Below are 22,036 nucleotides of genomic sequence, written 5' to 3'. Positions count from 1 at the left end.
GGCGCTCCCAACAACGGAGGTTCCCCATGTTCAAGCCCAGCACCCTGCTGCAGTACGTGCGCGATGTCGCGGCCAGTGCCACGTTCTACAGCGGCATCCTCGGCACGCCACCGGTCGAACAGTCACCCGGTTTCGCCTTGTTCCTGCTCGGCGATGGCGCGGCCCTGGGCCTGTGGCAGCGCGATGGCGTGCTGCCTCCGGTCACCGCCGAGGCCGGCGCCGCCGAGCTGGCGATGGTGGCCGCCAACCCGGCTGAAGTGCAGCAGCTGCATGACGCCTGGCGCGCGCTCGGTGTGCAGATCACGCAGGCACCGGTGACCCTGGAATTCGGCCACACCTTTGTCGGCGTCGATCCCGATGGCCACCGCCTGCGCGTGTACAGCCGTGCCGAGGGCATGGTCGCGCGCGATTGACCGCCACGGCGCGGCCATGAAAAAAACGCCGGGCCAATGCCCGGCGTTCTTTCAGATCATGTACCAACCAACGGTTGGCACCCACCAATCAGGTGGTGGATCAGCTGGCGAGTGCCAGATCATCCATCATCGCGCGCAGGAAGCGGGCCGCTTCACCGCCGGTGGCGGCGCGGTGGTCGAAGGTCACCGACAGCGGGATGACCTTGTGGGCTTCCACGCCACCCATCACCGGGGTCATCTGGTGGCGGGCACGGCCGGCACCGATGATGGCCACGCACGGCGGCACCACGACCGGGGTCGCGTAGCGGCCGGCGAACATGCCGAAGTTGGACAGCGAGATGGTATAGCCGCTCAGTTCGGAGGCCGCGATGGAACGGGCTTCCACCTGTTCGCGCAGGCGGTTGACGCCTTCGCGGATGCCACGGGCATCGAGCATGTCGGCGTTGCGCAGCGCCGGTACGAACAGGCCGTCGTCGGTGTCCACGGCGATGCCGATGTCCACCTGCGCGTGCAGGGTGCGGGTCAGCGCTTCGCCGTCGAACCAGGCGTTCATCGCGGGCACCTTCTGCGCGGCAACCACGATCGCGCGCACCAGGCGGGCGGTCACGTCGTTGCCCGGCAGCCAGGTGTGGATGTCGGCGTCGTCATTCAGCGTGGTCGGCACGACCTTGCTGTGTGCATCGGCCATCACGCGTGCCATGTTGCGGCGCACGCCCTTCAGCGGTTCCGGCTGGCCCTTGGCGACCACGCCCGGCGGCTGGGTACGCATCGGCTTGCCGGCGGCGGACAGCGGGGTACGGGCTTCGCTCTGCACCGGCGCAGCCACTTGGGCCGGGGCCGGGGCAGTATATGCAGCGGCGGCGGGCACCGGTGCCGGGGCAGCACCCAGCTTGGCGCTGCCGTCGGCCGCGGCCTGCTTGACGTCGGCCATGGTCACCGCGCCATCGGCGCCGGTGGCGCGCACGCGGGCCAGGTCCACGCCCAGCTTGCGCGCGGTGGCTCGCACGGCCGGCACGGCCTTGACGCCACCGACGGCCAGCGCCTGTTCGGTGTGCACGGCATTTGAGCTCTGCATCGCGCCGACCACGGTGCCGGCGTCATCGCGCTCGGCCTTTTCTTCGGCAGCGGCAGCCACCGGAGCGGCAGCGGCCGGCAGCGGCGGCGGGTTCGGTGCGGCCGGGGCCGCCGGGGCGTGCCCGTGGCTGTGGCCGGTGTCCTGGCCATCGGCGCGCTGCGGCAGGTTCGGGTCGATCTCGAAGGTGGCCAGCACGGCACCGGTCGGGATGATGTCGCCGGCGGCGCCGGACAGCTGAAGCACCGTGCCGGACACCGGCGACGGCACTTCCACCACGGCCTTGGCGGTCTCCATCGACACCAGCGGCGCGTCCAGCTTGATCACGTCGCCTTCCTTGACGAACCACTCGACGATGGTCGCGTCCGGCAGGCCTTCACCCAGGTCGGGCAGGTTGAAATTCTTGGTCTGGCTCATGTGCAGTTCTCTTCCAGCAGTTCCAGTTCGCGGGCCGGCAGCCAGCCCGTCGCGCCATTCGCGCGCTCGGACCACCACCACCCACCATGTTCGTGATGCAGCTTCACCATCTCGCCGTTTTCCACATCCAGCTCGCGGGCGTCGTAGTCGCGCAGGGCTTCGGCGCGACCATCATCCAGCAGCTGCAGCCAAGCGACGGGCGCCCATCCAGCGCGCCCATCGTTGGTGCGTACCCAGGCAAACGCCGGCCATTCCTCGTCACGTACACCGACTTCGACGATCTGGCCGGTGCGGAACCGGAGCGGGTTGGAATACTGGCTGCGGTAAGCCCCAAGGAGGCGGGCCCGCATGTCAGCCTGCCGCCACCGCGCGCTTGGCCGCGGTCACGATCCGGTCCACGCTGGGCAGGTACTTCATTTCCAGGCGGAACAGCGGAATGTGGGTGTCGTAGCCGGTAACGCGCTCGACCGGGGCCAGCAGGTCGTACAGGGATTCCTCGGCCAGGCGCGCGGCGATCTCCGCCCCGAAACCCGCGGTCTTCGGGGCTTCCTGCACGACCACGCAGCGGCCGGTCTTGGCCACCGATTCGGCGATGGTGGCGAAGTCCAGCGGACGCAGCGTGGCCACGTCGATGACTTCGGCACTGATGCCTTCGCCGGCCAGCTTGTCGGCTGCTTCCAGCGCTTCCTTCACCTGCGCGCCCCAGGCCACCAGGGTCACGTCGGTGCCGTCGCGCAGCACGAAGCACACGTCCAGCGGCAGTGCTTCGCCGTCGTTGACGACCACTTCCTTGTACTGGCGGTAGATGCGCTTGGGCTCCATGTAGATCACCGGGTCGGGATCACGCATGGCGGCCAGCAGCAGGCCGTAGGCACGCTGCGGGCTGGACGGTAGCACCACGCGCAGGCCCGGCACGTTGGTGAAGATCGATTCGTTGGCTTCGCTGTGGTGTTCCGGCGCGCGGATGCCACCGCCCCACGGCACGCGCAGCACCATCGGGCAGTGCAGGCGGCCACGGGTACGGGTGCGCAGGCGCGCGGCGTGGCAGATGATGTGGTCGACCATCGGATAGACGAAGCCGTCGAACTGGGCTTCGGCCACCGGCTTCATGCCCTGTGCGGCCAGGCCCACGGTCAGGCCTGCAATGGTGGTTTCATCCAGCGGGGTGTCGAGGATGCGCTGCGAACCAAAGCGCTGCTGCAGGCCGGCGGTGGCACGGAACACGCCGCCGTTGACGCCCACGTCCTCGCCCAGCACCAGCACCGACGGGTCGTGTTCCAGCTCCCAGGCCAGGGCCTGGGTGATGGCTTCGATCAGGGTGATGGGGGTAGCGGTCATTGCGATATCTCCACCGGCGACAGCGGCGCTGTCGGCGGCATTGGCCTGGGAAGCGGATGCGCCCGTCTTGATGTCATCCATGGCGCTGCTCCAGGGCAATGGCGGCCGCGCGCTGGGCCAGCAGGTCCGCCGGCGGATCGGCATACAGGTAGTCGAACATCGCCTCGACCGGCTGCACCGGGGTATTGAGGTACTGGTTCACTTCCTCGTCCACCTTGGCCGCGCACTGCTCGACCCAGGTCTTTTCTTCGTCTTCGCTCCACACGCCCTGGGCGATGAGGTACTTGCGCAGGCGCAGCATCGGCTCACGGGTCCAGGCGTCCTTCACTTCGGCGTCGTCGCGGTAACGGCGTGCGTCGTCGGCGGTGGTGTGGTCGGACAGGCGGTAGGTCAGCAGTTCCAGCACGGTGCCGCCGTCGCCAGCCAGGCCGCGTTCACGCGCCTGTTCCATCGCGGCCAGCACGGCGATCAGGTCATTGCCGTCCACCTGCAGGCAGTGCAGGCCACCGGCCAGGCCCTTCTGGGCCAGGGTTTCGGCGCCGGTCTGGGCCGAACGCGGCACCGAGATCGCCCAGCCGTTGTTGACGATGCACAGGATCAGCGGGAGCTTGTAGGCACCGGCGGAATTGAGCGCGGCGTAGAAGTCGGTCTTGGAGCTGCCGCCATCGCCGCACACCGCCACCGCGATCTGCGCTTCGTTGTTGAGCTTGAACTTCAGCGCAGCGCCGGCAGCGTGCAGGCACTGGGTGGAGATCGGCACGCAGAACGGGAAGTCCTTCACCGCGTTGCCGGTGTAGTCGTTGCCGCGCTCGTCGCCGCCCCAGTACATCAGCACGTCGTACGGGCGCACGCCACGCATGAACATCGCACCGTATTCGCGGTAGCTGGGCGCGAACACGTCGCCGGCCTTCATCGCAGCGCCGATGCCGACGTGTGCGGCTTCGTGGCCCAGGCAGGCGGCATAGGTGCCGAGCTTGCCGGTGCGCTGCAGCGCGATGGATTTGCTGTCGAACGTGCGTACGTACAGCATCTGCTTGAACAGCGGCACCAGGACCGCCGGATCCTTCAGGGATGCGGGCAGGTCGTCACGGACGAGCTTGCCGTCCGCGTCCAGGTACTGCAGGTATTCGATCTTGAACTCAGCGGCAACCGTCATTGCGTACTGCACCTTCGACAGAGAAGTTACAAATGATATGAATCGCCATGTTAAGGAACGCGTACGAAATAGCCTTCCTGCGGCGCAACACGGGGATTCCCCTTTGTACCCCTGGCGACGGCTCGGGGGCCAATAACAACAACGTATTCAGTCGTTGCTGCAAAGCATCAGAATACGCCTTTGGCTGACTGCCGGCGCAACGCCGCAAACGGTTCCACGCGCAACGTCGGTTCCACAGGTCCACCGCACGCCCCGGTACGGTCGCCCGGGTGCCCGCACGGCAGGCAACGCGCTACCCTTGCCGCCCCTGATCTGGTCCCGCCCATGTCCGTCGACAACAACCAACGCGATCTCGAAGCCGGCATCCACACCGACCTGCAGGGGCGCCTTACCTACGGCGGCTACCTGCGCCTGGACCAGCTGTTGACCGCGCAGCAGCCGCTGTCCAACCCGCCACACCACGACGAGATGCTCTTCATCATCCAGCACCAGACCTCGGAGCTGTGGCTGAAACTGCTGGGCCATGAGCTGCGTGCGGCGATTGGCTTCCTGCAGCGCGACGAAGTCTGGCAGTGCCGCAAAGTGCTGGCGCGCAGCAAGCAGGTGCTGCGCCAGCTGACCGAGCAGTGGTCGGTGCTGGAAACGCTGACCCCGTCCGAGTACATGGGCTTCCGCGACGTTCTCGGCCCGTCCTCGGGCTTCCAGTCGCTGCAGTACCGCTACATCGAGTTCCTGCTGGGCAACAAGAACGCGCAGATGCTGCAGGTGTTCGAGCACGACGTGGACGGCCAGGCGCAGCTGCGCACCGTGCTGGAAGCGCCGAGCCTGTACGAGGAATTCCTGAAGTACCTGGCGCGCTTCGGCCACGATATCCCCGACCTCTACCGCGACCGCGACTGGACCCAGCCGCACGTGTCCGATGACAGCCTGCAGCCGGTGTTCGCCCGCATCTACCAGGACACCGACCGCTACTGGCGCGAGTACTCGCTGTGCGAGGACCTGGTGGACCTGGAAACCGCCTTCCAGCTGTGGCGCTTCCGCCACATGCGCACCGTGATGCGGGTGATCGGCTTCAAGCGCGGCACCGGCGGCTCGTCCGGGGTGGGCTTCCTGCGACAGGCACTGGAGCTGACCTTCTTCCCCGAACTGTTCCAGGTGCGCACCAGCCTCCAGGTAGCGCCGCCGGCCGACCCGGCCTGAGCCCCATTCAGCAAGGCCGCCGACGACGGGCTGGATCGTTTCAGATGCAAGTTCAGCGAGCAGGCCGTGACCTGCCTCAAACGGCGTGTATTTGACGTGAACGCCACAAGTCGGTGATCCTCGCGCGTTGCTCCAGCGCACATCGGATGTGCCGTCCATCCACCGAACCAGGAAATCCGCATGAGCCTAAACGCCACTGCGAACACCCCAGAGCCGGCGCTGCCGGACTTCAAGACCACGATGGGCCACCCGCGCCCGCTGTGGATGCTGTTCATGACCGAGTTCTGGGAGCGCTTTGCGTTCTACGGCATCCGCTGGGCCTTGGTGCTGTACATCGTCGCCCAGTTCTTCGACGGCGACGCGGCCGGGCAGGGCGCGGCCAGCCGCACCTACGGTGCCTACCTGGCACTGGTGTACGCAGCCGCCATTTTCGGTGGTTACGTGGCCGACCGGGTGCTGGGTTACCAGCGCTCGATCCTGACCGGTGCGGTGATCATGGCGGCCGGCCTGTTCATGGTCGCCATGCCGAACAAGGAGATCTTCGAGTTCGGCTTGGCCACGATCATCATCGGCAACGGCCTGTTCAAGCCGAACATCTCCACCATGGTCGGCAAGCTGTACGGCCTGAAGGATGAGCGCCGCGACTCGGGCTTCACCATCTTCTACATGGGCATCAACATCGGCGCGATGATCGCCCCGGTGCTGACCCAGTTCCTGGCCGAGAAGGTGTTCGGCACCGAAGCCATGCCGTCCTACAAGATGGTGTTCATCGCGTCGGGTATCGGCATGCTGCTGAGCCTGGTGTGGTTCTACATCGGTCGTGCCGGCCTGAAGGGCATTGGCGCACCGCCGGCCGGTGCCGAGGGCATGGGCCGCGTGGTGATGGTGTTCGTCGGTTCGCTGGTGGCCATCCCGGTGGCCTACTTCCTGCTCTCCACTGGTGCCACCGCGCTGGCCTGGATCCTGGGCGTGCTGTTCGTGGCGCTGGGCGTGCTGCTGCTGGTTGAAGGCATCCGCGAAGGCAAGGTGCAGCGCGACCGCGTGATCGCCATGCTGATCATCTTCACCTTCAACGTCATGTTCTGGATGTTCTTCGAACAGGCCGGCAGCTCCTTCACCTTCCTGGCTGACAACATCGTCAATCGCGACCTGGGTGGCTGGACCTTCCCGACCGCGTGGTTCCAGTCGGTGAACTCGGTGGCGATCATCACCCTGGCCCCGATCATCGCCTGGATCTGGATCAAGCTGGGCAACGCCAATCCGTCCATCCCGCGCAAGTTCGGCCTGGGCCTGCTGTTCAACGGCGCGGCCTTCGCACTGCTGATGCTGGCCCTGTCCAGCATGGTGGTGGACGGCAAGATCCCGTTCTGGACGCTGTTCATGGTCTACGTCATCCAGTCCGTCGGTGAGCTGTGCCTGTCGCCGATCGGCCTGTCGATGGTGACCAAGCTGGCCCCGGTGCGCCTGGTCGGCTTCGGCATGGGTGGCTGGTTCCTGTCCACCGGCATCGGCAACAACCTGTCGGGCATCTTCGCCGGCGCGGTGTCCGGTGAAGGCGGCATGACGATCGAATCGGCGCTGAAGGGGTATACCTTCGGGTTCTGGGCCCTGATCGGCTCCGGCGTGGTGCTGTTCCTGATCGCCCCGCTGATCAACAAGCTGATGCACGGCGTCAAGTAAACACAGAGGGTAGTAGGCATGCGTACAACGTTTGGCAGTGCAGTGGTGGCAGTGGTGTGTGCGGCGCTGATCAGCGCCTGTTCCCAGCAACCGCCGCCGGCGCCTGCCGAACCGACGCAACCGCTCGATACCCGTCCCACCGAGCCACCGGCCGCTGACCCCAGCGCGCCGGTGGCCTCGGGCAATACCCCGGCCGCGGCCGACATCGCCGCCATCGCCGGCCTCAATGCGAGCTTCGACCCCGCGCGTGACCCGGCCGCCGATCTGGAAACGGCCAAGGTCGAAGCCCAGCGCGGCAACAAGCACATCATCCTGGACGTGGGCGGCGAGTGGTGCCCCTGGTGCCACCTGATGGACCAGTTCGTGGAAGGCGATGCGGAGATCCGCCGCTTCCGCGATGCCAACTATGTGTGGATGAAGGTCAACTACAGCGAAGAGAACGAGAACGCGGCGTTTCTCTCGCAGTACCCGCAGGTGAAGGGTTACCCGCACCTGTTCGTGCTCGATTCGGATGGCACCCTGCTGCAGTCGCAGTTCACCGGCGAGCTGGAAAAAGCCAAGAACGAGGGCAAGGGCTACAACCGCACCAAGTTCATGGCGTTCCTGAAGAAGTGGGCGCCGCAGCGCTGACCCGCCGTTTGTAGAGCCGAGCCCATGCTCGGCTGCCGCGGCGCTCGGCTGCACTGCCGACCCACCTACAGAAACCCACCCCACGGCCGCTAACGGCAAGGACGTCAGTCGACAGGATCGTCGGCTGCCCCTACCGGAGCGCCCATGCACAGCGACCACGCCCAACGCCTGCTCGACGCGGCCAGCGACGCCGCCCCCGACGGGGTGAGCCTGCCGCCGCAGCATGCCCTGCTGGATGACGCAGGCACCGGCGAGGACGATGTGGAGCTGGCACTGCCGCGCCACCGCCTGCCGCAGATCGCCCTGCCGGACAACGTCGTGCTGAAAGGCGCGGTGCAGAAGCTGGTTGAACAGAAGGCCCGCCTGGACCGTCTGGCCGTCGAAGGCCAGCTGGCTGGACTGCTGCCGCCGGAGTGGCCCGCCAATGGCCTGCGCGCGATCGACCTTTCCAGCTTCGTGCAGGGCGTGCTGCCCTTCCTGCAGACCGGTGAGCGTGGCGAGACTGCGCCGGCCCGCCTGCCGGTGCGCCATGTGCTGGGCGACGACAGCCGCTGGGGCCTGCAGGACGTGGCCGAACCCAAATCGCTGGCCTGGTACCTGGCCGCGGATGACCGCGCCACGCCCGGCAGCAAGGACGTGGCCGAAGCCTGGCTGGTCGGCGCGCTGGGTCTCGCGTTCATGCAGGAAGGGCGCAGCCGCCCCGGCTTCCTGCGCGCGATGAACCAGGACAGCCTGGCTGCGCGGGTGACCATGCTCGGCTACCCGCCGCCGGGCGAACTGGCCCTGTACAGCGTGACCGCGCACGGCCAGGCGCAGATCTGGTGCGTGTACGGCCGCCGCAAGGTGCGCCCGCTGGTGGCGCCTTGGTTGAGCGTGCCGCTGCTGACCGCCTATGGCGTGGCCGCGCCTGCCGCCTGGCCGGCAAGTTTTCCGCCGGTGGAGGCGGTGGCCGAAGCCATCGCCGCCGCCCGACCCGGCAAGCTCGTGCCGGAAGTGGACCTGGGCAAGGTCGTGGCGAAGATCGCCGAAGACGCCGCCGCCGAAACCTGGCAGCCCGTCAGCCTGCTGCAGCTCAACACCTGGTCGCCGCGCTGGACCTTCTTCCTCGGTACCTTTGTCGGCCTGCCGTCACTGCTGCTGGTGGCCGCCGCGCTGGCGTTGCCGGGTGCGATCGAGGCGGCGACGGTCGCGGCCTCACTGGGCTTCGCGGGCGGTGCCATCGCCGCGTTGGCCGTGCCGTGGATCCATGCGCGGCGCAAGCACCTGAGCTGAGTGCCGGGATCGGATCCCTTTCCGCAGGAAAGGGCTTTGACCCCATCGCCGGCATCCACGCATGGCGTGGATCTACTCCCGCACCACCCGCAACGCGGTCGCGTAGGCCTTGGCAAAGCTGGTGAAATCGCGCAGCCGGTTCAGCGACAGCAGGAACCCGGGCGGGCAGGGCTTCAGGCGATGGTGCTCGAACCAGACATCGGCGATGGATTCCACCGTCGCCAGCGCCTCATCGATGCGCTGCAGGTCGGCCTCATGATCGAGGGTGACGGGGGCGGGTGCCGGAACCTTGCGGCGGGCGGATCGGGACATGGCGGGGTTTCCTGAGCCTGGATCAACGGGCTTTCAACCCCGGCAGCGGTGTCCGCTGCGCGCCCAACCTCGCCCCGGCCGAAGCATTCGTCCAATAGGCAAAACCACTCGATTGAAGCCGTTGGATAGGCCCGAGCTGTCCAAGACGATGCTACCGGGCCGATCCCGAAACATCAGCCGGCAAAGCCGACAGCCGGTGACGCGACCGGCTTGGGCGCCGTTCGTCGGCGAATACATAGCCGCGTGCACCCAACGTCATCAAAGAAGTCACCACGCACCCATGCAGGGTTACCGGCGACACGTCGTGCATGGCAGCCATCGTCATCCACGCATGGCGTGGATCCACTGGCCACCGCCCCGCCATCCCACGGAAAGCCAGCGGTTGCCGTTGAAGTTGCCGGCCAGCGGCCGGCACTACCGGGGTCCGGGGCAGGGCCCCGGAAACCTCCCCCTCAGACGCCTTCGCCCATCCGCTCCAGGCCGTCACCGGCCAGCCGCAGGATCAGCTTCTCCAGCACCTGCTCTTCTTCCTCGCTCAGCACCGACATCAGCTTGCGGGTGATCTCGATCACCAGCGGCGCGATCGTCTCGTACACCTCGAAACCCGCCGCCGACAGCGCCAGCACCGAGCGCCGGCGGTCGTCGCCGTGCGTCTCACGCTTGATGAAACCGCGCTCCAGCAGGCGTGCCACCGCCCGGCTGACCGCCACCTTGTCCATCGCCGTGCGGTCGGAGACCTCACTGGCCGACGACCCCGGATACAGCGCCAGGATGGTGATCACCCGCCACTCGGGAATGGCCAGGCCGTAGCGGTCGCCATAGAGTTTGGCGATGTTGCCGCTCACGCGGTTGGACAGCACGCTCAGCCGATACGGCAGGAACTGTTCCAGGTCGAGCAGGACGTGCGAGGCACGCACGCGGGTGGAGGCGGGGTCGGCTGGGCTCATGCTGCGGTGCACCTTGCTGGTGGTTTCAAGTGTAACTATAAGTGGTATGTCCGGACCCTGCATTCTCGCCGGGTCCACCCCAGCCCGCACCTGGTTTGTACCGATGCGGTACCGATTCGGAGCCACGCCATGAATACCGCAGTCCCGACCGCCTCGCACCCGAACCCCGGCATGCAGGTCACCACCTTCGAAAACCCGATGGGCATCGACGGCTTCGAGTTCGTCGAATTTGCCGCCCCGGCCGGCCGTGGCCAGGAGCTGCACGAGTACTTCCGCAAGATGGGCTTCAGCGCGGTGCTCAAGCACAAGCAGCGTCCGATTACCGTCTATCGCCAGGGCGACGTCAACTTCCTCGTCAACGAAGACCCCGATTCCTTCGCCGCCGATTTCGCCGAAAAGCACGGTCCCTGCGCCTGCGGCTTCGCCATCCGCTTCAAGAGGCCGGGCCAGGAGGTCTACCAGACCGCCCTGGGCAACGGCGCCGAAGCCATCGCCTTCAAGCCGGACAGCAAGGCCGTCAACGCCCCGGTCATCAAGGGCATCGGCGATTGCATGCTGTACCTGGTGGACCGCTACGGCAGCGCCGGCAGCGTCTTCGATGACAACTACGAGGTGATCGACGGCGCCGATCTGCGTCCGTTCGGCTTCGGCCTGACCTTCATCGACCACCTGACCCACAACCTGTATTTCGGCAACATGCAGCAGTGGTCGGATTACTACGAGCGCCTGTTCAATTTCCGCGAGATCCGCTACTTCGACATCAAGGGCCTGAAGACCGGCCTGGTGTCCAAGGCGATGACCGCCCCGGACGGCATCGTGCGCATCCCGCTGAACGAATCGTCCGACCCGAAGAGCCAGATCAACGAGTATCTGGACGCGTACAAGGGCGAGGGCATCCAGCACATCGCCTGCTTCACCGACAACATCTACGAGACTGTCGAAGCCATGCGCGCGCAGGGCGTGGACTTCCTCGACACGCCGGAAACCTACTTCGATGTGATCGACCAGCGCGTGCCCAACCACGGTGAAGACGTGGCGCGCCTGGCGAAGAACAAGATCCTCATCGACGCCGACCCGGAAACCCACCAGCGCAAGCTGCTGCAGATCTTCACCCAGAACTGCATCGGCCCGATCTTCTTCGAAATCATCCAGCGCAAGGGCAACGAAGGCTTCGGCGAAGGCAACTTCACCGCGCTGTTCGAAAGCATCGAGCGCGACCAGATCCGCCGCGGCGTGCTGTAAGGTCACCACACGCACCACCCTCGGTAGCGCCGGGCCATGCCCGGCGGCTTCCGTTCCGGCATCGCTGTTCTCTGGAGACCATCATGTCCACCGCCCTCACCGCCCGCGGCTACCAGTCCGGTTTCGGCAATGAATTCGCCACCGAGGCCGTCGCCGGCGCGCTGCCGGTCGGGCAGAACTCGCCGCAGAAGGTGGCCCACGGCCTGTATGCCGAACAGCTCTCCGGCACCGCGTTCACCGCGCCGCGCGGCAGCAACCGCCGCAGCTGGCTGTACCGCATCCGCCCGTCGGTGACCCACGGTGAATTCACCCCGTTCGCGCAGTCGCAGCTGCAGTGTGATTTCGGCGCGCAGCCGGCGTCGCCGAACCAGATGCGCTGGAGCCCGCTGCCGCTGCCGGAACTGCCGACCGACTTCGTCGAAGGCCTGTACACGATGGGCGGCAACGGCGCGCCCGATGCGCATGCCGGCGTCGGCATCCATCTGTACGCCGCCAACCGTGACATGGTCGGCCGCTACTTCTACAACGCCGACGGCGAACTGCTGATCGTCCCGCAGCTGGGGGCGCTGCGCCTGCTGACCGAACTGGGCGTGATCGAGATCGAACCGCAGCAGATCGCGGTCATTCCGCGCGGCGTGCGCTTCCGCGTCGAACTGCCCGACGGCCCCAGCCGCGGCTACATCTGCGAGAACTACGGCGCATTGCTGAAGCTGCCCGACCTGGGCCCGATCGGCGCCAACGGCCTGGCCAACCCGCGCGACTTCGAAACCCCGCATGCCGCGTTCGAGGACGTGGACGGTGATTTCGAACTGATCGCCAAGTTCGAGGGCCGCCTGTGGCGCGCGCCCATCGACCATTCGCCGCTGGACGTGGTGGCCTGGCACGGCAACTACGCGCCGTACCGCTACGACCTGCGCCGCTTCAACACGATCGGTTCGATCAGCTACGACCATCCGGACCCGTCGATCTTCCTGGTGCTGCATTCGCCCAGCGACACGCCGGGCACCAGCAACGTGGATTTCGCCATCTTCCCGCCGCGCTGGCTGGTGGCGCAGAACACGTTCCGCCCGCCGTGGTTCCACCGCAACATCGCCAGCGAATTCATGGGCCTGGTGCACGGTGCCTACGATGCCAAGGCCGAAGGCTTCGTGCCCGGCGGCGCGTCGCTGCACAACTGCATGAGCGGGCACGGACCGGATGCGCCGACCTTCGACAAGGCCTCCAATGCCGATCTGTCCAAGGCCGATGTCATCAAGGACACGATGGCCTTCATGTTCGAGACCCGCGCGGTTATCCGCCCGAGCGCGCAGGCCGTGGCCGCCAGCCACCGCCAAGGCGATTACCAGCAGTGCTGGAACGGCCTGCGCAACAACTTCCGTTTGGCGTAGCAGGGGCCGGCAGGGCAGGCGGGGTAGAGTCGACCGTTGGTCGACCAAGGCGCGCAGCGCGGTATTTTCAGGCAAGAGCAGTCGACCGACGGTCGACTCTACCCGGTCGCTGCTACGCCGTGGCCGCGAAGGCGTCGCAGTGCTCCGTCGGCAGCGCTTCCAGCAGGCGCAGCCGTACGCGCTCGCAGTAGCCGTCGGAGGTCATGCCCGGCAGCGCCAGCAGCGCCGCCTGCAGCACCTTCACCACATCCTCTTCGGCGCGGGCCTGCTGCAGGTCGCGGAACAGGGCTGCCGCCATCGGGTTGCGCTGCATCTCCAGGATGCCCAGCAGGTAGATGCGTGCGGCCACCAGCGAGCGACGGCGCTCGACCGGCGCGGCCGGAGCGGGGGCTGACACGGGGCCGGGCGCAGGTGCGGCCGCCACCGCTGCCGCCGGCGCGGGGCGGGGCGTGGCAGGCGCTGGCGGTGCAGATGGACTCGCCGCTGCGGGCGCGCCGGTTTCCAGATAGCCGCCCTGGATCAGCTGGATCACCATGGCAGGCGCTTCCTGGCCGATCAAGCCGGTCAGGTCGGCGATGCTGCGCTGGCCATCACACAGGATCAGCAGGCGACGCTGGCGCATGTCCAGCGGCGCGCGGTGGGCCTGCAGCGCGGTTCGGGCGAGGTCGGTCTTGCGCGGTTGCATGGGAGGGACAGCCAAGTCGGTGCACGCCGAGCCTGAACGCGGGGCATGAAACGGCGATGACAATGCAGCGCCTGCACGCGCGCTGCGCTAGCGTGCAGCCATCTCGTGCCAAGGATCCGCGCCATGAAACATCTCCCGATTGCCGGTCTGTTGCTGCTGTCGCTGGCCGCCTGTTCGCGCAGCCCCGACAGCCCCGAGGCTGCCCCCGCCCCGGCCAAGGACACGGCGACCGCCACCGCCCCGGCCGATGCCGACCTGGCCATCACCTCGCCGGCCGACCCGCGCAGCGACAGCCCGGCGCGGCTGGATGGCTTCGGCGGTGCGCGCCTGGGCGCGTCCATCGCCGACGTGCGCAGTGGTTTCGGCACGCCGCTGCAGGGACTGGGCACCGATGCGGCAGGCAAGCCGCTGCCGGCCGATGACAACAACGACGGCTGCTACTTCCTGCGCCCGCAGGATGCCGAGGACCCGCGCCTGATGATCGAGGGCCGCAAGCTGGTGCGCTACGACGTACGCAGCACCGGCATCGTCGCCCCGGGCGGCGGCAAGGTCGGCATGACTCTGGGCGAGCTGCAGCTGCTGTACCCCGAGCGCGCCGACGTCGGCCCGGACAAGTACGACGAGAAGGCCCAGCACCTGCGCGTGCGCCCGGCCCAGGAGGGCGCGGCCATCATCGATTTCGCGCTGGGCGCCGACGGCAAGGTCGGCAGCTGGCGGGTGGGCCAGACCCCGCAGGTGGATTACGTGGAAGGCTGCGGCTGACCATGGCGGCCGCGGCTCACCCGCCAAGGGTGGCCACGCACCTGCTCGGCGCGCTCTTCGCGTGGCTGGGGCTGGAAATAGTGGTGATGTAGAGCCGAGCCCATGCTCGGCTGCACTTTGCGCGGAGCCGTGCCGACCAACGGTCGGCACCTACCATCAAAGAACCGTGCCGACCAACGGTCGGCACCTACCATCAAAGAACCGTGCCGACCAACGGCCGGCACCTACCATCAAAGAGCCGTGCCGACCAACGGTCGGCACCTACCATCAAAGAACCGCGCCGACCAACGGTCGGCACCCACCAAGAGCGGGCCGTGTCGGCCAGCGGCCGGCACTACCGGTTCTGTGTGGCGTCCTCTTCCCGCGCCGGTTCCGGCGGCGGCAGCTGCTCTTCCTTCGCGCGCTCGTTGCCCGGCAGGCTGGGGCGGGTTTCCATCAGCAGCGACAGCGCGGCCTTGGCCATCATGTGCGCGCTGATCGGTGCGGTGATGAACAGGAACACGGTGATCAGCAGCTCGCGCGGCTGTGGGTCCTGGCCCAGGAAGATGTGGTAACACACCGAGCACACCAGCACGCAGCCCACGCCCAGCGTGCTGGCCTTGGTCGGCGCGTGCAGGCGCTTGAAGAAGGTGGACAGCTTCACCAGCCCCAGTGCGCCGACCAGGATGAAGAAGCAGCCGAACAGCAGCAGGATCGACAGCGCGATCTGGATGAAGGTGATCATTCGACGATGTCCCGGCGCAGCACGAACTTGCTCAGCACCACGGTGCTGCCGAAGCCGAGCATGGCGATGATCAGTGCCGCCTCGAAGTAGATCGCCGAATTGAGGTACATGCCGAACAGCATCAGCTCGGCGATGGCGGTCACCGACAGCGTATCCAGTGCCAGGATGCGGTCAGGCACGGTCGGCCCGCGCAGCAGGCGCCAGGTGGCCAGCAGCATGGCCAGGCCGACCACGTGCATGCACACCACCAGGGTGGTCTGGATGATCTGGAATCCAGTCATGGGAAGATCTCCATCAACGGGGCTTCATAGCGGCGCTTGATCGTGTCGATCAGCGCCTGCGGGTCGTCCAGGTGCAGCACGTGCACCAGCAGGAATTTCCGGTCGTCGCTGAGCGCCGCCGACACCGTGCCCGGGGTCAGCGTGATCATGCTGGTCAGTGCGGCGATGCCGTGGATGTTGGCGATGTCCAGCGGCAACCAGATGAAACCGGGGTGGATGTTGCGCTCCGGGCCCAGCACCTGGATGGCCACGCGGATGTTGGACATCAGGATGTCCCACAGGGTGACGACCAGCAGCTTCGGCACCGGCCGCAGCGTGCCGATGCGGGCGAACTCGCGGTCGAGGCGCGCCGCGAACAGCGGCACCACCACCCCCAGCAGCAGCCCGAGCAGGAACTGGCCGAGGGTGAAGCTGTCGGACATCAGCAGCCAGAAGGCCACCACCATCACGCTCAGCGGCGGTGATGGAAACAGGCGCCGGCGCAGGGAAGGTTTGGCGGTCATGGCTGGCGGATCTCCGGCGTGGTCGCGCGCAACTGCTGCACGTAATCACCCGGCTGCAGCAGCTGGGCGGCGATGGCGTCGGTGTGGCGCATCAGCGGCGCTGCGGCCACGGCCATGCCGACGCCGTAGGCCAGCAGCAGGCAAGCGGCGTACAGCTCGATGCGGCGCAGCGGTGCCTTGCGCGGCGGCGGCGCGTCCGGGTCGGGCGTCGGCACGCGCCAGAACAGGCGGATGCCACCGCGGGTCAGGCCCATGATGACCAGCAGGCTGCTGGCCAGCACCGCCGTCCACACCGCACCGGTGTACTGCGCGGGCATGCCGGCCAGCAGCGCGGCCTTGGCCAGGAAGCCGGACAGCGGCGGCAGTCCGGCCACCGAGACCGCGCCGATCAGGAACAGCACGGCTGGCGTTTCCTTGCCCGGCATCGGTGCCACCACTTCCTTGCGATCGCTGGCACCGCCACGGCGGCGGCGGATCAGGTCGGCGATGAGGAACAGCGCCGCCGCAACGAAGCTGCTGTGCGGCAGGTAGTAGAGACCGGCCGACAGTACCTTCGGCGTGCCCACCGCGAAGGCGATGAACAGCGTCGCGGCCGAGACGATGACCAGGTAGGAGATCAGCACGCGCAGGCGCGCAGCCGCCAGTGCGCCCAGGCCGCCCAGCACCAGGGTCGCCACGCCGGCCCACAGCAGCCAGTCGCGGCCGTAGCCGGCCAGCGCGCCGGCGTCCTCGCCGAACCACAGCATCTGCACGCGCAGCACGGCGTACAGGCCGACCTTGGTCATGATCGCGAACAGCGCGGCCACCGCAGCCGGCGCACGCGCATAGGACTCGGGCAGCCACAGGTACAGCGGCATCAGCGCGGCTTTGGCGCAGAACACCAGCAGCAACAGGCCGATGGTCGCCTTCACCAGGGTCAGCTGCGAGGCCGGTACTTCGGCGATGCGCTGCGACAGCTCGGCCATGTTCAGCGAACCCAGCGAGGCATACAGCAGGCCCAGCGCGATCAGGAACAGGGTCGAGGCGGTGACGTTGAACACCACGTAGTGCAGGCCGATGCGCATGCGCAGGCCACGGCCGCCACTCAGCAGCAGGCCGTAGGAGGCGATCAGCATCACCTCGAAGAACACGAACAGGTTGAAGATGTCGCCGGTCAGGAACGCACCGTTCAGGCCCACCAGCTGGAACTGGAACAGCGCGTGGAAGTGCGGCGCGCGCCGGTCCCAGCCCGAGCACGCATGCATCAGGCAGGGGATGGCCAGCAGCAACGTGGTCAGCAGCATCCACGCCGACAGGCGGTCGGCCACCAGTGCGATGCCCAGCCGCGAGGGCCAGTCACCCAGCAGGTAGACGTTGATGTCACCGCCGGCGGTCTGCGCGAACAGCAGGCCCACCACCACGGCCAGCGCCGCCATCGCGGTCCAGGCTACGCTGCGCTGCACCTTCGGGCCATAGCGGCGGTGTTCGACGAACAGGGACAGCGCGGCGCCGAGCAGTGGAACCAGGATCGGCAGGATCACCAGATGATTCATGCCTGGTCCTCGCCCGGACGCGGCGGTGCGTCCTCATCCGGTTCGTGCGCATCCACGTGGTCGCTGTGGTTGTCGCTGCGGCTGCGCATCGCCAGCACGATGGTCACCGCGGTCATCGCAAAGGCGATGACGATGGCGGTGAGCACCAGCGCCTGCGGCAGCGGATCGGTGTAGTTGCCCAGGTGGCTCTCCAGGCCGTCCTGCAGCACCGGCGCCTTGCCCTGCACCACGCGGCCGCCGGCGAAGATCAGCAGGTTGGTGGCGTAGGACAGGAAGGTCATGCCGAGGATCACATCGAAGCTGCGCGCGCGCAGCAGCAGGTAGACGCCGATGGCGGTCAGCACGCCGATCGCGGTGGCCAGGGCCAGTTCCATCAGTGCATCTCCCCGGTGCGGGCCGAACGGCGTTGCAGGTCGATCTCGCCCTTGCGCGCGCTGCGGGTACGCGAGGGCTTCACGGTGGCCATCATCGACAGCATCAGCATGGCGCCGCCGAACACCACCAGGTACACGCCGATGTCGAAGCCGATCGCGCTGGCCAGCGGTACTTCACCGATCAGCGGCAGGTGCAGGTCGAGGTGGCCGCTGGTCAGGAACGGCACGCCGAACAGCATCGAGGCGCTGCCGCTGAGCAGGGCGATCAGCAGGCCCATGCCGATGCAGCGGATGTAGTCGAAGCCGAAACGCGATTCGACCGAGGCGGTGCCCTGGATCACGTACTGGATCAGCAGCGGCACCGCCAGCACCAGGCCGGCGATGAAGCCGCCGCCGGGCGCGTTGTGGCCGCGCAGGAACAGGAAGATCGATACCGTCAGGGTCAGCGGGAACATGATCTGGGCCAGATCGGCCGGCACCGGCAGCTTGATCGGCGGGCCCGGCATGATCTGTTCCGGGGCCATGCGCGTGCGCCGCAGCAGGGCATGCACCACCAGTGCGGCGATGCCGAACACGGTGATCTCGCCGAAGGTATCGAAGCCGCGGAAGTCGACCAGGATCACGTTGACCACGTTCTGCCCATAGGCCTCGGGCAGGGCGCGGGCGAGCATCTCGCCGGCCATGGTGTTTGGCGGCAGGGTCATCGCGCTGTAGGCCAGCGCACCGAGGCCGGCGCCGGCGATGATCGCGATGACCGCATCGCGGCGCTTGCGCCAGCGCGGGCGTTCCGGCCCGGACTGGGCGGGCAGGTAGTTCATGCCCAGCAGCATCAGCACCAGGGTCACCATCTCCACCAGCAGCTGGGTCAGCGCCAGGTCCGGGGCAGACAGGAACACGAAGGTGAGCGACACCATCAGGCCCACGCCGCCGACCAGCAGCACCGCCAGCAGGCGCTGCTTGTAGACGCGCAGGGTGGCCACGGCGCAGGCCATCATCACCAGCCACAGCGCCCAGCCCAGCAGCGGGATCGACTGCGGCCTGGTCCAGTTGGGCGAGGCCGGGTTGGCGATGTAGGGCGCGGCGGCCACGGTGATGGCCACCAGCACCAGGCCCAGCAGCATGCGCTGCAGGCTGCCGTTGGCGATGCCGTTGGTGAGGCGCATGGCCAGCGCGGACACCGTGTCCAGCTGGGCGTGGAAGACGTTGCGGCCGGTGGCGGTGTTCTCCACACCGTGCAGGTTGATCACCTTGCGCAGGCCGAAGTACAGGGCCACGCCGCCGACCACGCCGATCGCGCTCATCGCCAGCGGCAGGTTGAAGCCGTGCCAGACCGACAGGCTGTACTCGGGCATGGCGTTGCCGAGGATGGAGCTGGCCGCCGCATGCAGCACCGGCGCCACGGTCAGCGCCGGGGCGATGCCCACCGCCACGCAGATCACCACCAGGATCTCCACCGGCACCTTCATCCAGCGCGGCGGCTCGTGCGGCACGCGGTCCAGATCGTGCGGGCCGGGGCCGAAGAAGGTGTCGTGCACGAAGCGCAGGCTGTAGGCCACGCCGAACACGCCGGCCAGCAGCGCGGCGATCGACACCGCGGTACGCATGGTGCCCGGGCCGCCAGCGGTCAATGCCTCGGCAAACAGCATTTCCTTGGACAGGAAGCCGTTGAGCAGGGGGATGCCGGCCATCGCCAGCGAGGCGATGATCGCCAGTGCGCTGGTGAAGGGCATCAGCTTTCTCAGCCCGCCCAGCTTGCGCATGTCACGGGTGCCGGTCTCGTGGTCGATGATGCCGGCGGCCATGAACAGCGAGGCCTTGAAGGTGGCGTGGTTGAGGATGTGGAACACGCCGGCGACCACCGCCATCGGCGTGGACAGGCCGAACAGCAGGGTGATCAGGCCCAGGTGGGAAATGGTCGAGTAGGCCAGCAGGCCCTTCAGGTCGTGCTGGAAGATCGCGTTCCAGGCGCCGATCAGCAGGGTCAGCGCGCCGATGCCGCTGACCGTGTAGAAGAACAGGTCGGTGCCGGCCAGGGCCGGATGCAGCCGGGCCAGCAGGAACACGCCGGCCTTCACCATGGTGGCCGAATGCAGGTAGGCCGACACCGGGGTGGGCGCGGCCATCGCGTGCGGCAGCCAGAAGTGGAACGGGAACTGCGCGCTCTTGGTGAAGATGCCGGCCAGCACCAGGAACAGGGCATAGGGGTAGAGCGCGCTGGCGCGGATGTGGTCGCCGGCGGCCAGCACCACGTCCAGGTCGAAGCTGCCGACGATGCGGCCGATCAGCAGTACGCCGCCGAGCAGGGCCAGGCCACCGCCGCCGGTGATCACCAGCGCCATCCGCGCGCCCTCGCGGGCGTCCTTGCGGTGCGACCAGAAGCCGATCAGCAGGAACGAGCTGATGCTGGTCATTTCCCAGAACACCATCAGCAGCAGCAGGTTGCCGGAGATCACCATGCCCAGCATGGCGCCCATGAACAGCAGCAGGTAGCAGTAGAAGCGGTGCGCGTTGTCCTGGCTGCTGAGGTAGTAGCGCGCATACAGCACCACCAGCGCGCCGATGCCCAGCACCATGCCGGCGAACATCCAGGCCAGGCCGTCCAGTCGCAGGGCGAAGTCCAGCCCGATCTGCGGCAGCCAGGGCATCACGCTGCGGACCACCTGCCCATCCATGATCGCCGGGGTCAGCCAGCCGAGGATGGCCAGACCGCCCAACGGCGCCAGCGCCGCCAGCCAGGCGGCTGTCGCGCGGGAACTACGGGGGAAGGCCGCAACAGCCACTGCCATCAGGAACGGCAGGGCCAGCAGCAGGGGCAGGCTGGGGAGCATGCAGGGAATCCATGATTCACGAGCAGGTCATTGAGTCTAACAGTCAGCCAAATGCCGCCGAAACCCATGTAACGGCCACAAACGGCATGTAACGTGCGCTATTCATCTTTTTTGCGGTGCGGCATGCCCGTTTCCGGGCCTTGCGGCGTGTGGCCGCCGGCTTTGTCGGATCGGCTCCCTACGCCCGCGCATGGCGGCCTGCGCCCCCGCGTGGCAACGGCTGTGGCTTTCTCAGCGGACGTGCAGGCAGGCGTGTGCCGCCCGTGCATCGCAGGTTGGCAGGTCGTTCGTGCAGCAGGGGTGACGGGAAGCGCCCGTTCAGGAAACGACGGACAGTGACGCGGCAGGAGAGGTCAGTAGCGCCAGTCGAGCTTGCGGTAGGCCTTGGCCATCACCCAGGCCGGGCCGATCAGCAGGTAGGTCAGGTCGGTCAGGAAGCTGGGCTTGCGGCCTTCGAACGTGTGGCCGATGAACTGCGCCAGCCAGGCCACCACGAACACGCCCAGCGCCAGCCAGCGCAGGCTGTTCAGGCCGATCTCGGCCTCCAGCAGGCGGCACAGGCAGCCGAACACGAAGAACTGGATGAGCATGCCGATGCCCAGCGGGCGCGACAGCTTGTTATAGAAGCACCAGGCGCTGAACATCGCGAAGGCCGACCAGATGCCGTACTGGAACCAGGTGATCAGCGGCGGCACGCACCACAGCAGGGCCACCACCGACCACAGGACCGCCGGCACCGCCACCACGTGGATGCGCTGGTTGATGACGTTGCGATGGTCGTCTGAATAGCTGGCGAAGTAGCGGTCGATTGGCCGCGCAAGCTGGGTGGTGGTCTGCATGCCGCCAGCATACTCCGGCCGGGCCGGACGGTGCGGGGGCCCACCGGGTAATCCCGAACCGGCGGGACCGACGGGCGGACGCGACGGGGGTAGAGTCGACCGTTGGTCGACCATCGCGCGCAGCGCGGGTTTTGCGCGGTCGGAACGAAGAGCAGTCGACCAACGGTCGACTCCCACCCGAATTCATCCGGCCGGGCCGGACGGTGCGGGGCGTCCGCAGGGTAGGGTCGACCGTTGGTCGACCATCGCGCGCAGCGCGGATTTTGCGCGGTCGGAACGAAGAGCAGTCGACCAACGGTCGACTCTACCCACCCGCCCGAATTCATCCGGCCGGGCCGGACGGTGCGGGGCGTCCGCAGGGTAGGGTCGACCGTTGGTCGACGATCGCGCGCAGCGCGGGCGTTGCGCGGTCGGAACGAAGAGCAGTCGACCAACGGTCGA

At 67.5% G+C, this 22,036-nt stretch carries 22 protein-coding genes; 8 read left to right on the top strand and 14 right to left on the bottom strand.

Annotated features, from left to right (window positions below):
* Window positions 1-26 precede the first annotated feature (26 nt).
* A complete protein-coding gene (locus FJU31_RS18135) occupies window positions 27-413 on the top strand; it encodes a VOC family protein (protein ID WP_150455975.1) in 387 nt (128 codons plus the stop codon).
* A gap of 100 nt (window positions 414-513) precedes the next feature.
* Here FJU31_RS18135 and FJU31_RS18130 read toward each other — a convergent pair whose 3' ends face one another.
* From FJU31_RS18130 to pdhA, 4 genes are read right to left on the bottom strand one after another with little or no spacing between them, the layout of a single operon-like run.
* The gene (locus FJU31_RS18130; RefSeq protein ID WP_150455974.1) at window positions 514-1,902 is read right to left on the bottom strand and encodes a dihydrolipoamide acetyltransferase family protein; all 1,389 of its coding nucleotides are present in this window, start codon (window positions 1,900-1,902) and stop codon (window positions 514-516) included.
* Complete coding sequence (locus FJU31_RS18125) at window positions 1,899-2,252, bottom strand: SH3 domain-containing protein (protein WP_079223933.1); 354 nt, start codon at window positions 2,250-2,252, stop codon at window positions 1,899-1,901. The genes FJU31_RS18130 and FJU31_RS18125 overlap by 4 nt, the downstream gene beginning before the upstream one ends.
* 1 nt (window position 2,253) lies before the next feature.
* On the bottom strand, window positions 2,254-3,321 hold the full coding sequence (locus FJU31_RS18120) for an alpha-ketoacid dehydrogenase subunit beta (protein ID WP_079223931.1): 1,068 nt from the start codon (window positions 3,319-3,321) through the stop codon (window positions 2,254-2,256).
* The gene (pdhA, locus tag FJU31_RS18115) at window positions 3,314-4,396 is read right to left on the bottom strand and encodes a pyruvate dehydrogenase (acetyl-transferring) E1 component subunit alpha (RefSeq protein WP_079223930.1); all 1,083 of its coding nucleotides are present in this window, start codon (window positions 4,394-4,396) and stop codon (window positions 3,314-3,316) included. Before pdhA ends, FJU31_RS18120 begins: the two co-directional genes overlap by 8 nt.
* A 324-nt stretch (window positions 4,397-4,720) precedes the next feature.
* On the opposite strand from pdhA, the gene FJU31_RS18110 reads away from it, so the two are divergent.
* From FJU31_RS18110 to FJU31_RS18095, 4 genes are all read left to right on the top strand, one after another.
* Window positions 4,721-5,596 (top strand): tryptophan 2,3-dioxygenase, encoded by an 876-nt coding sequence (locus tag FJU31_RS18110; protein ID WP_150455973.1) that lies wholly within the window; start codon window positions 4,721-4,723, stop codon window positions 5,594-5,596.
* 180 nt (window positions 5,597-5,776) lie between these two features.
* Window positions 5,777-7,276: a peptide MFS transporter gene (locus FJU31_RS18105; RefSeq protein ID WP_150455972.1), complete on the top strand. Its 1,500-nt coding sequence runs from the start codon at window positions 5,777-5,779 to the stop codon at window positions 7,274-7,276.
* Window positions 7,277-7,294: 18 nt separating this feature from the next.
* Entirely contained in the window at window positions 7,295-7,906 is a 612-nt protein-coding gene (locus tag FJU31_RS18100) for a thioredoxin family protein (protein ID WP_150455971.1), read from the top strand.
* Window positions 7,907-8,050: 144 nt separating this feature from the next.
* On the top strand, window positions 8,051-9,178 hold the full coding sequence (locus tag FJU31_RS18095) for a hypothetical protein (protein WP_150455970.1): 1,128 nt from the start codon (window positions 8,051-8,053) through the stop codon (window positions 9,176-9,178).
* Window positions 9,179-9,250: 72 nt separating this feature from the next.
* Here FJU31_RS18095 and FJU31_RS18090 read toward each other — a convergent pair whose 3' ends face one another.
* A complete protein-coding gene (locus tag FJU31_RS18090) occupies window positions 9,251-9,490 on the bottom strand; it encodes a hypothetical protein (protein WP_150455969.1) in 240 nt (79 codons plus the stop codon).
* Window positions 9,491-9,942: 452 nt separating this feature from the next.
* A complete protein-coding gene (locus tag FJU31_RS18085) occupies window positions 9,943-10,437 on the bottom strand; it encodes a MarR family winged helix-turn-helix transcriptional regulator (RefSeq protein ID WP_079223924.1) in 495 nt (164 codons plus the stop codon).
* Between the two features lie 129 nt (window positions 10,438-10,566).
* Here FJU31_RS18085 and hppD point away from each other — a divergent pair, with 129 nt between their 5' ends.
* Both hppD and hmgA read left to right on the top strand, forming a co-directional pair.
* Window positions 10,567-11,679 carry a 4-hydroxyphenylpyruvate dioxygenase gene (gene hppD / locus FJU31_RS18080; RefSeq protein ID WP_188115532.1) on the top strand — a complete coding sequence of 371 codons (1,113 nt, stop codon included), beginning with the start codon at window positions 10,567-10,569 and terminating at the stop codon, window positions 11,677-11,679.
* Between the two features lie 83 nt (window positions 11,680-11,762).
* On the top strand, window positions 11,763-13,067 hold the full coding sequence (hmgA, locus tag FJU31_RS18075) for a homogentisate 1,2-dioxygenase (RefSeq protein WP_150455968.1): 1,305 nt from the start codon (window positions 11,763-11,765) through the stop codon (window positions 13,065-13,067).
* Window positions 13,068-13,179: 112 nt separating this feature from the next.
* On the opposite strand, the gene FJU31_RS18070 is transcribed toward hmgA, so the two are convergent.
* On the bottom strand, window positions 13,180-13,752 hold the full coding sequence (locus tag FJU31_RS18070) for a hypothetical protein (RefSeq protein ID WP_150455967.1): 573 nt from the start codon (window positions 13,750-13,752) through the stop codon (window positions 13,180-13,182).
* Window positions 13,753-13,875: 123 nt separating this feature from the next.
* Between FJU31_RS18070 and FJU31_RS18065 the strand changes: the two genes are divergently transcribed.
* The gene (locus FJU31_RS18065; RefSeq protein WP_150455966.1) at window positions 13,876-14,514 is read left to right on the top strand and encodes a hypothetical protein; all 639 of its coding nucleotides are present in this window, start codon (window positions 13,876-13,878) and stop codon (window positions 14,512-14,514) included.
* 334 nt (window positions 14,515-14,848) lie between these two features.
* On the opposite strand, the gene FJU31_RS18060 is transcribed toward FJU31_RS18065, so the two are convergent.
* The 7 genes from FJU31_RS18060 to FJU31_RS18030 all read right to left on the bottom strand — a co-directional run bounded on the left by FJU31_RS18060 (window position 14,849) and on the right by FJU31_RS18030 (window position 21,595).
* Window positions 14,849-15,238, bottom strand: a complete 390-nt coding sequence (locus FJU31_RS18060) for a Na+/H+ antiporter subunit G (RefSeq protein ID WP_150455965.1) — start codon at window positions 15,236-15,238, stop codon at window positions 14,849-14,851.
* A complete protein-coding gene (locus FJU31_RS18055) occupies window positions 15,235-15,519 on the bottom strand; it encodes a K+/H+ antiporter subunit F (protein ID WP_025874598.1) in 285 nt (94 codons plus the stop codon). The genes FJU31_RS18060 and FJU31_RS18055 overlap by 4 nt, the downstream gene beginning before the upstream one ends.
* Entirely contained in the window at window positions 15,516-16,022 is a 507-nt protein-coding gene (locus FJU31_RS18050; RefSeq protein ID WP_150455964.1) for a Na+/H+ antiporter subunit E, read from the bottom strand. Before FJU31_RS18050 ends, FJU31_RS18055 begins: the two co-directional genes overlap by 4 nt.
* A complete protein-coding gene (locus FJU31_RS18045) occupies window positions 16,019-17,554 on the bottom strand; it encodes a monovalent cation/H+ antiporter subunit D (RefSeq protein WP_150455963.1) in 1,536 nt (511 codons plus the stop codon). The genes FJU31_RS18050 and FJU31_RS18045 overlap by 4 nt, the downstream gene beginning before the upstream one ends.
* Window positions 17,551-17,928, bottom strand: coding sequence for a Na+/H+ antiporter subunit C (locus tag FJU31_RS18040; RefSeq protein WP_150455962.1), 378 nt, complete (start codon window positions 17,926-17,928; stop codon window positions 17,551-17,553). The genes FJU31_RS18045 and FJU31_RS18040 overlap by 4 nt, the downstream gene beginning before the upstream one ends.
* Window positions 17,928-20,756 (bottom strand): monovalent cation/H+ antiporter subunit A, encoded by a 2,829-nt coding sequence (locus FJU31_RS18035; protein ID WP_150455961.1) that lies wholly within the window; start codon window positions 20,754-20,756, stop codon window positions 17,928-17,930. Before FJU31_RS18035 ends, FJU31_RS18040 begins: the two co-directional genes overlap by 1 nt.
* Window positions 20,757-21,109: 353 nt before the next feature.
* Window positions 21,110-21,595 (bottom strand): Mpo1 family 2-hydroxy fatty acid dioxygenase, encoded by a 486-nt coding sequence (locus FJU31_RS18030; RefSeq protein WP_150455960.1) that lies wholly within the window; start codon window positions 21,593-21,595, stop codon window positions 21,110-21,112.
* Window positions 21,596-22,036 lie beyond the last annotated feature (441 nt).

Source organism: Stenotrophomonas cyclobalanopsidis (assembly GCF_008710035.1).
Classification (GTDB): domain Bacteria; phylum Pseudomonadota; class Gammaproteobacteria; order Xanthomonadales; family Xanthomonadaceae; genus Stenotrophomonas; species Stenotrophomonas cyclobalanopsidis.
The sequence above is the reverse complement of the archived record's forward strand: the minus strand, read 5'-3'. Positions and strand labels throughout refer to the sequence as shown.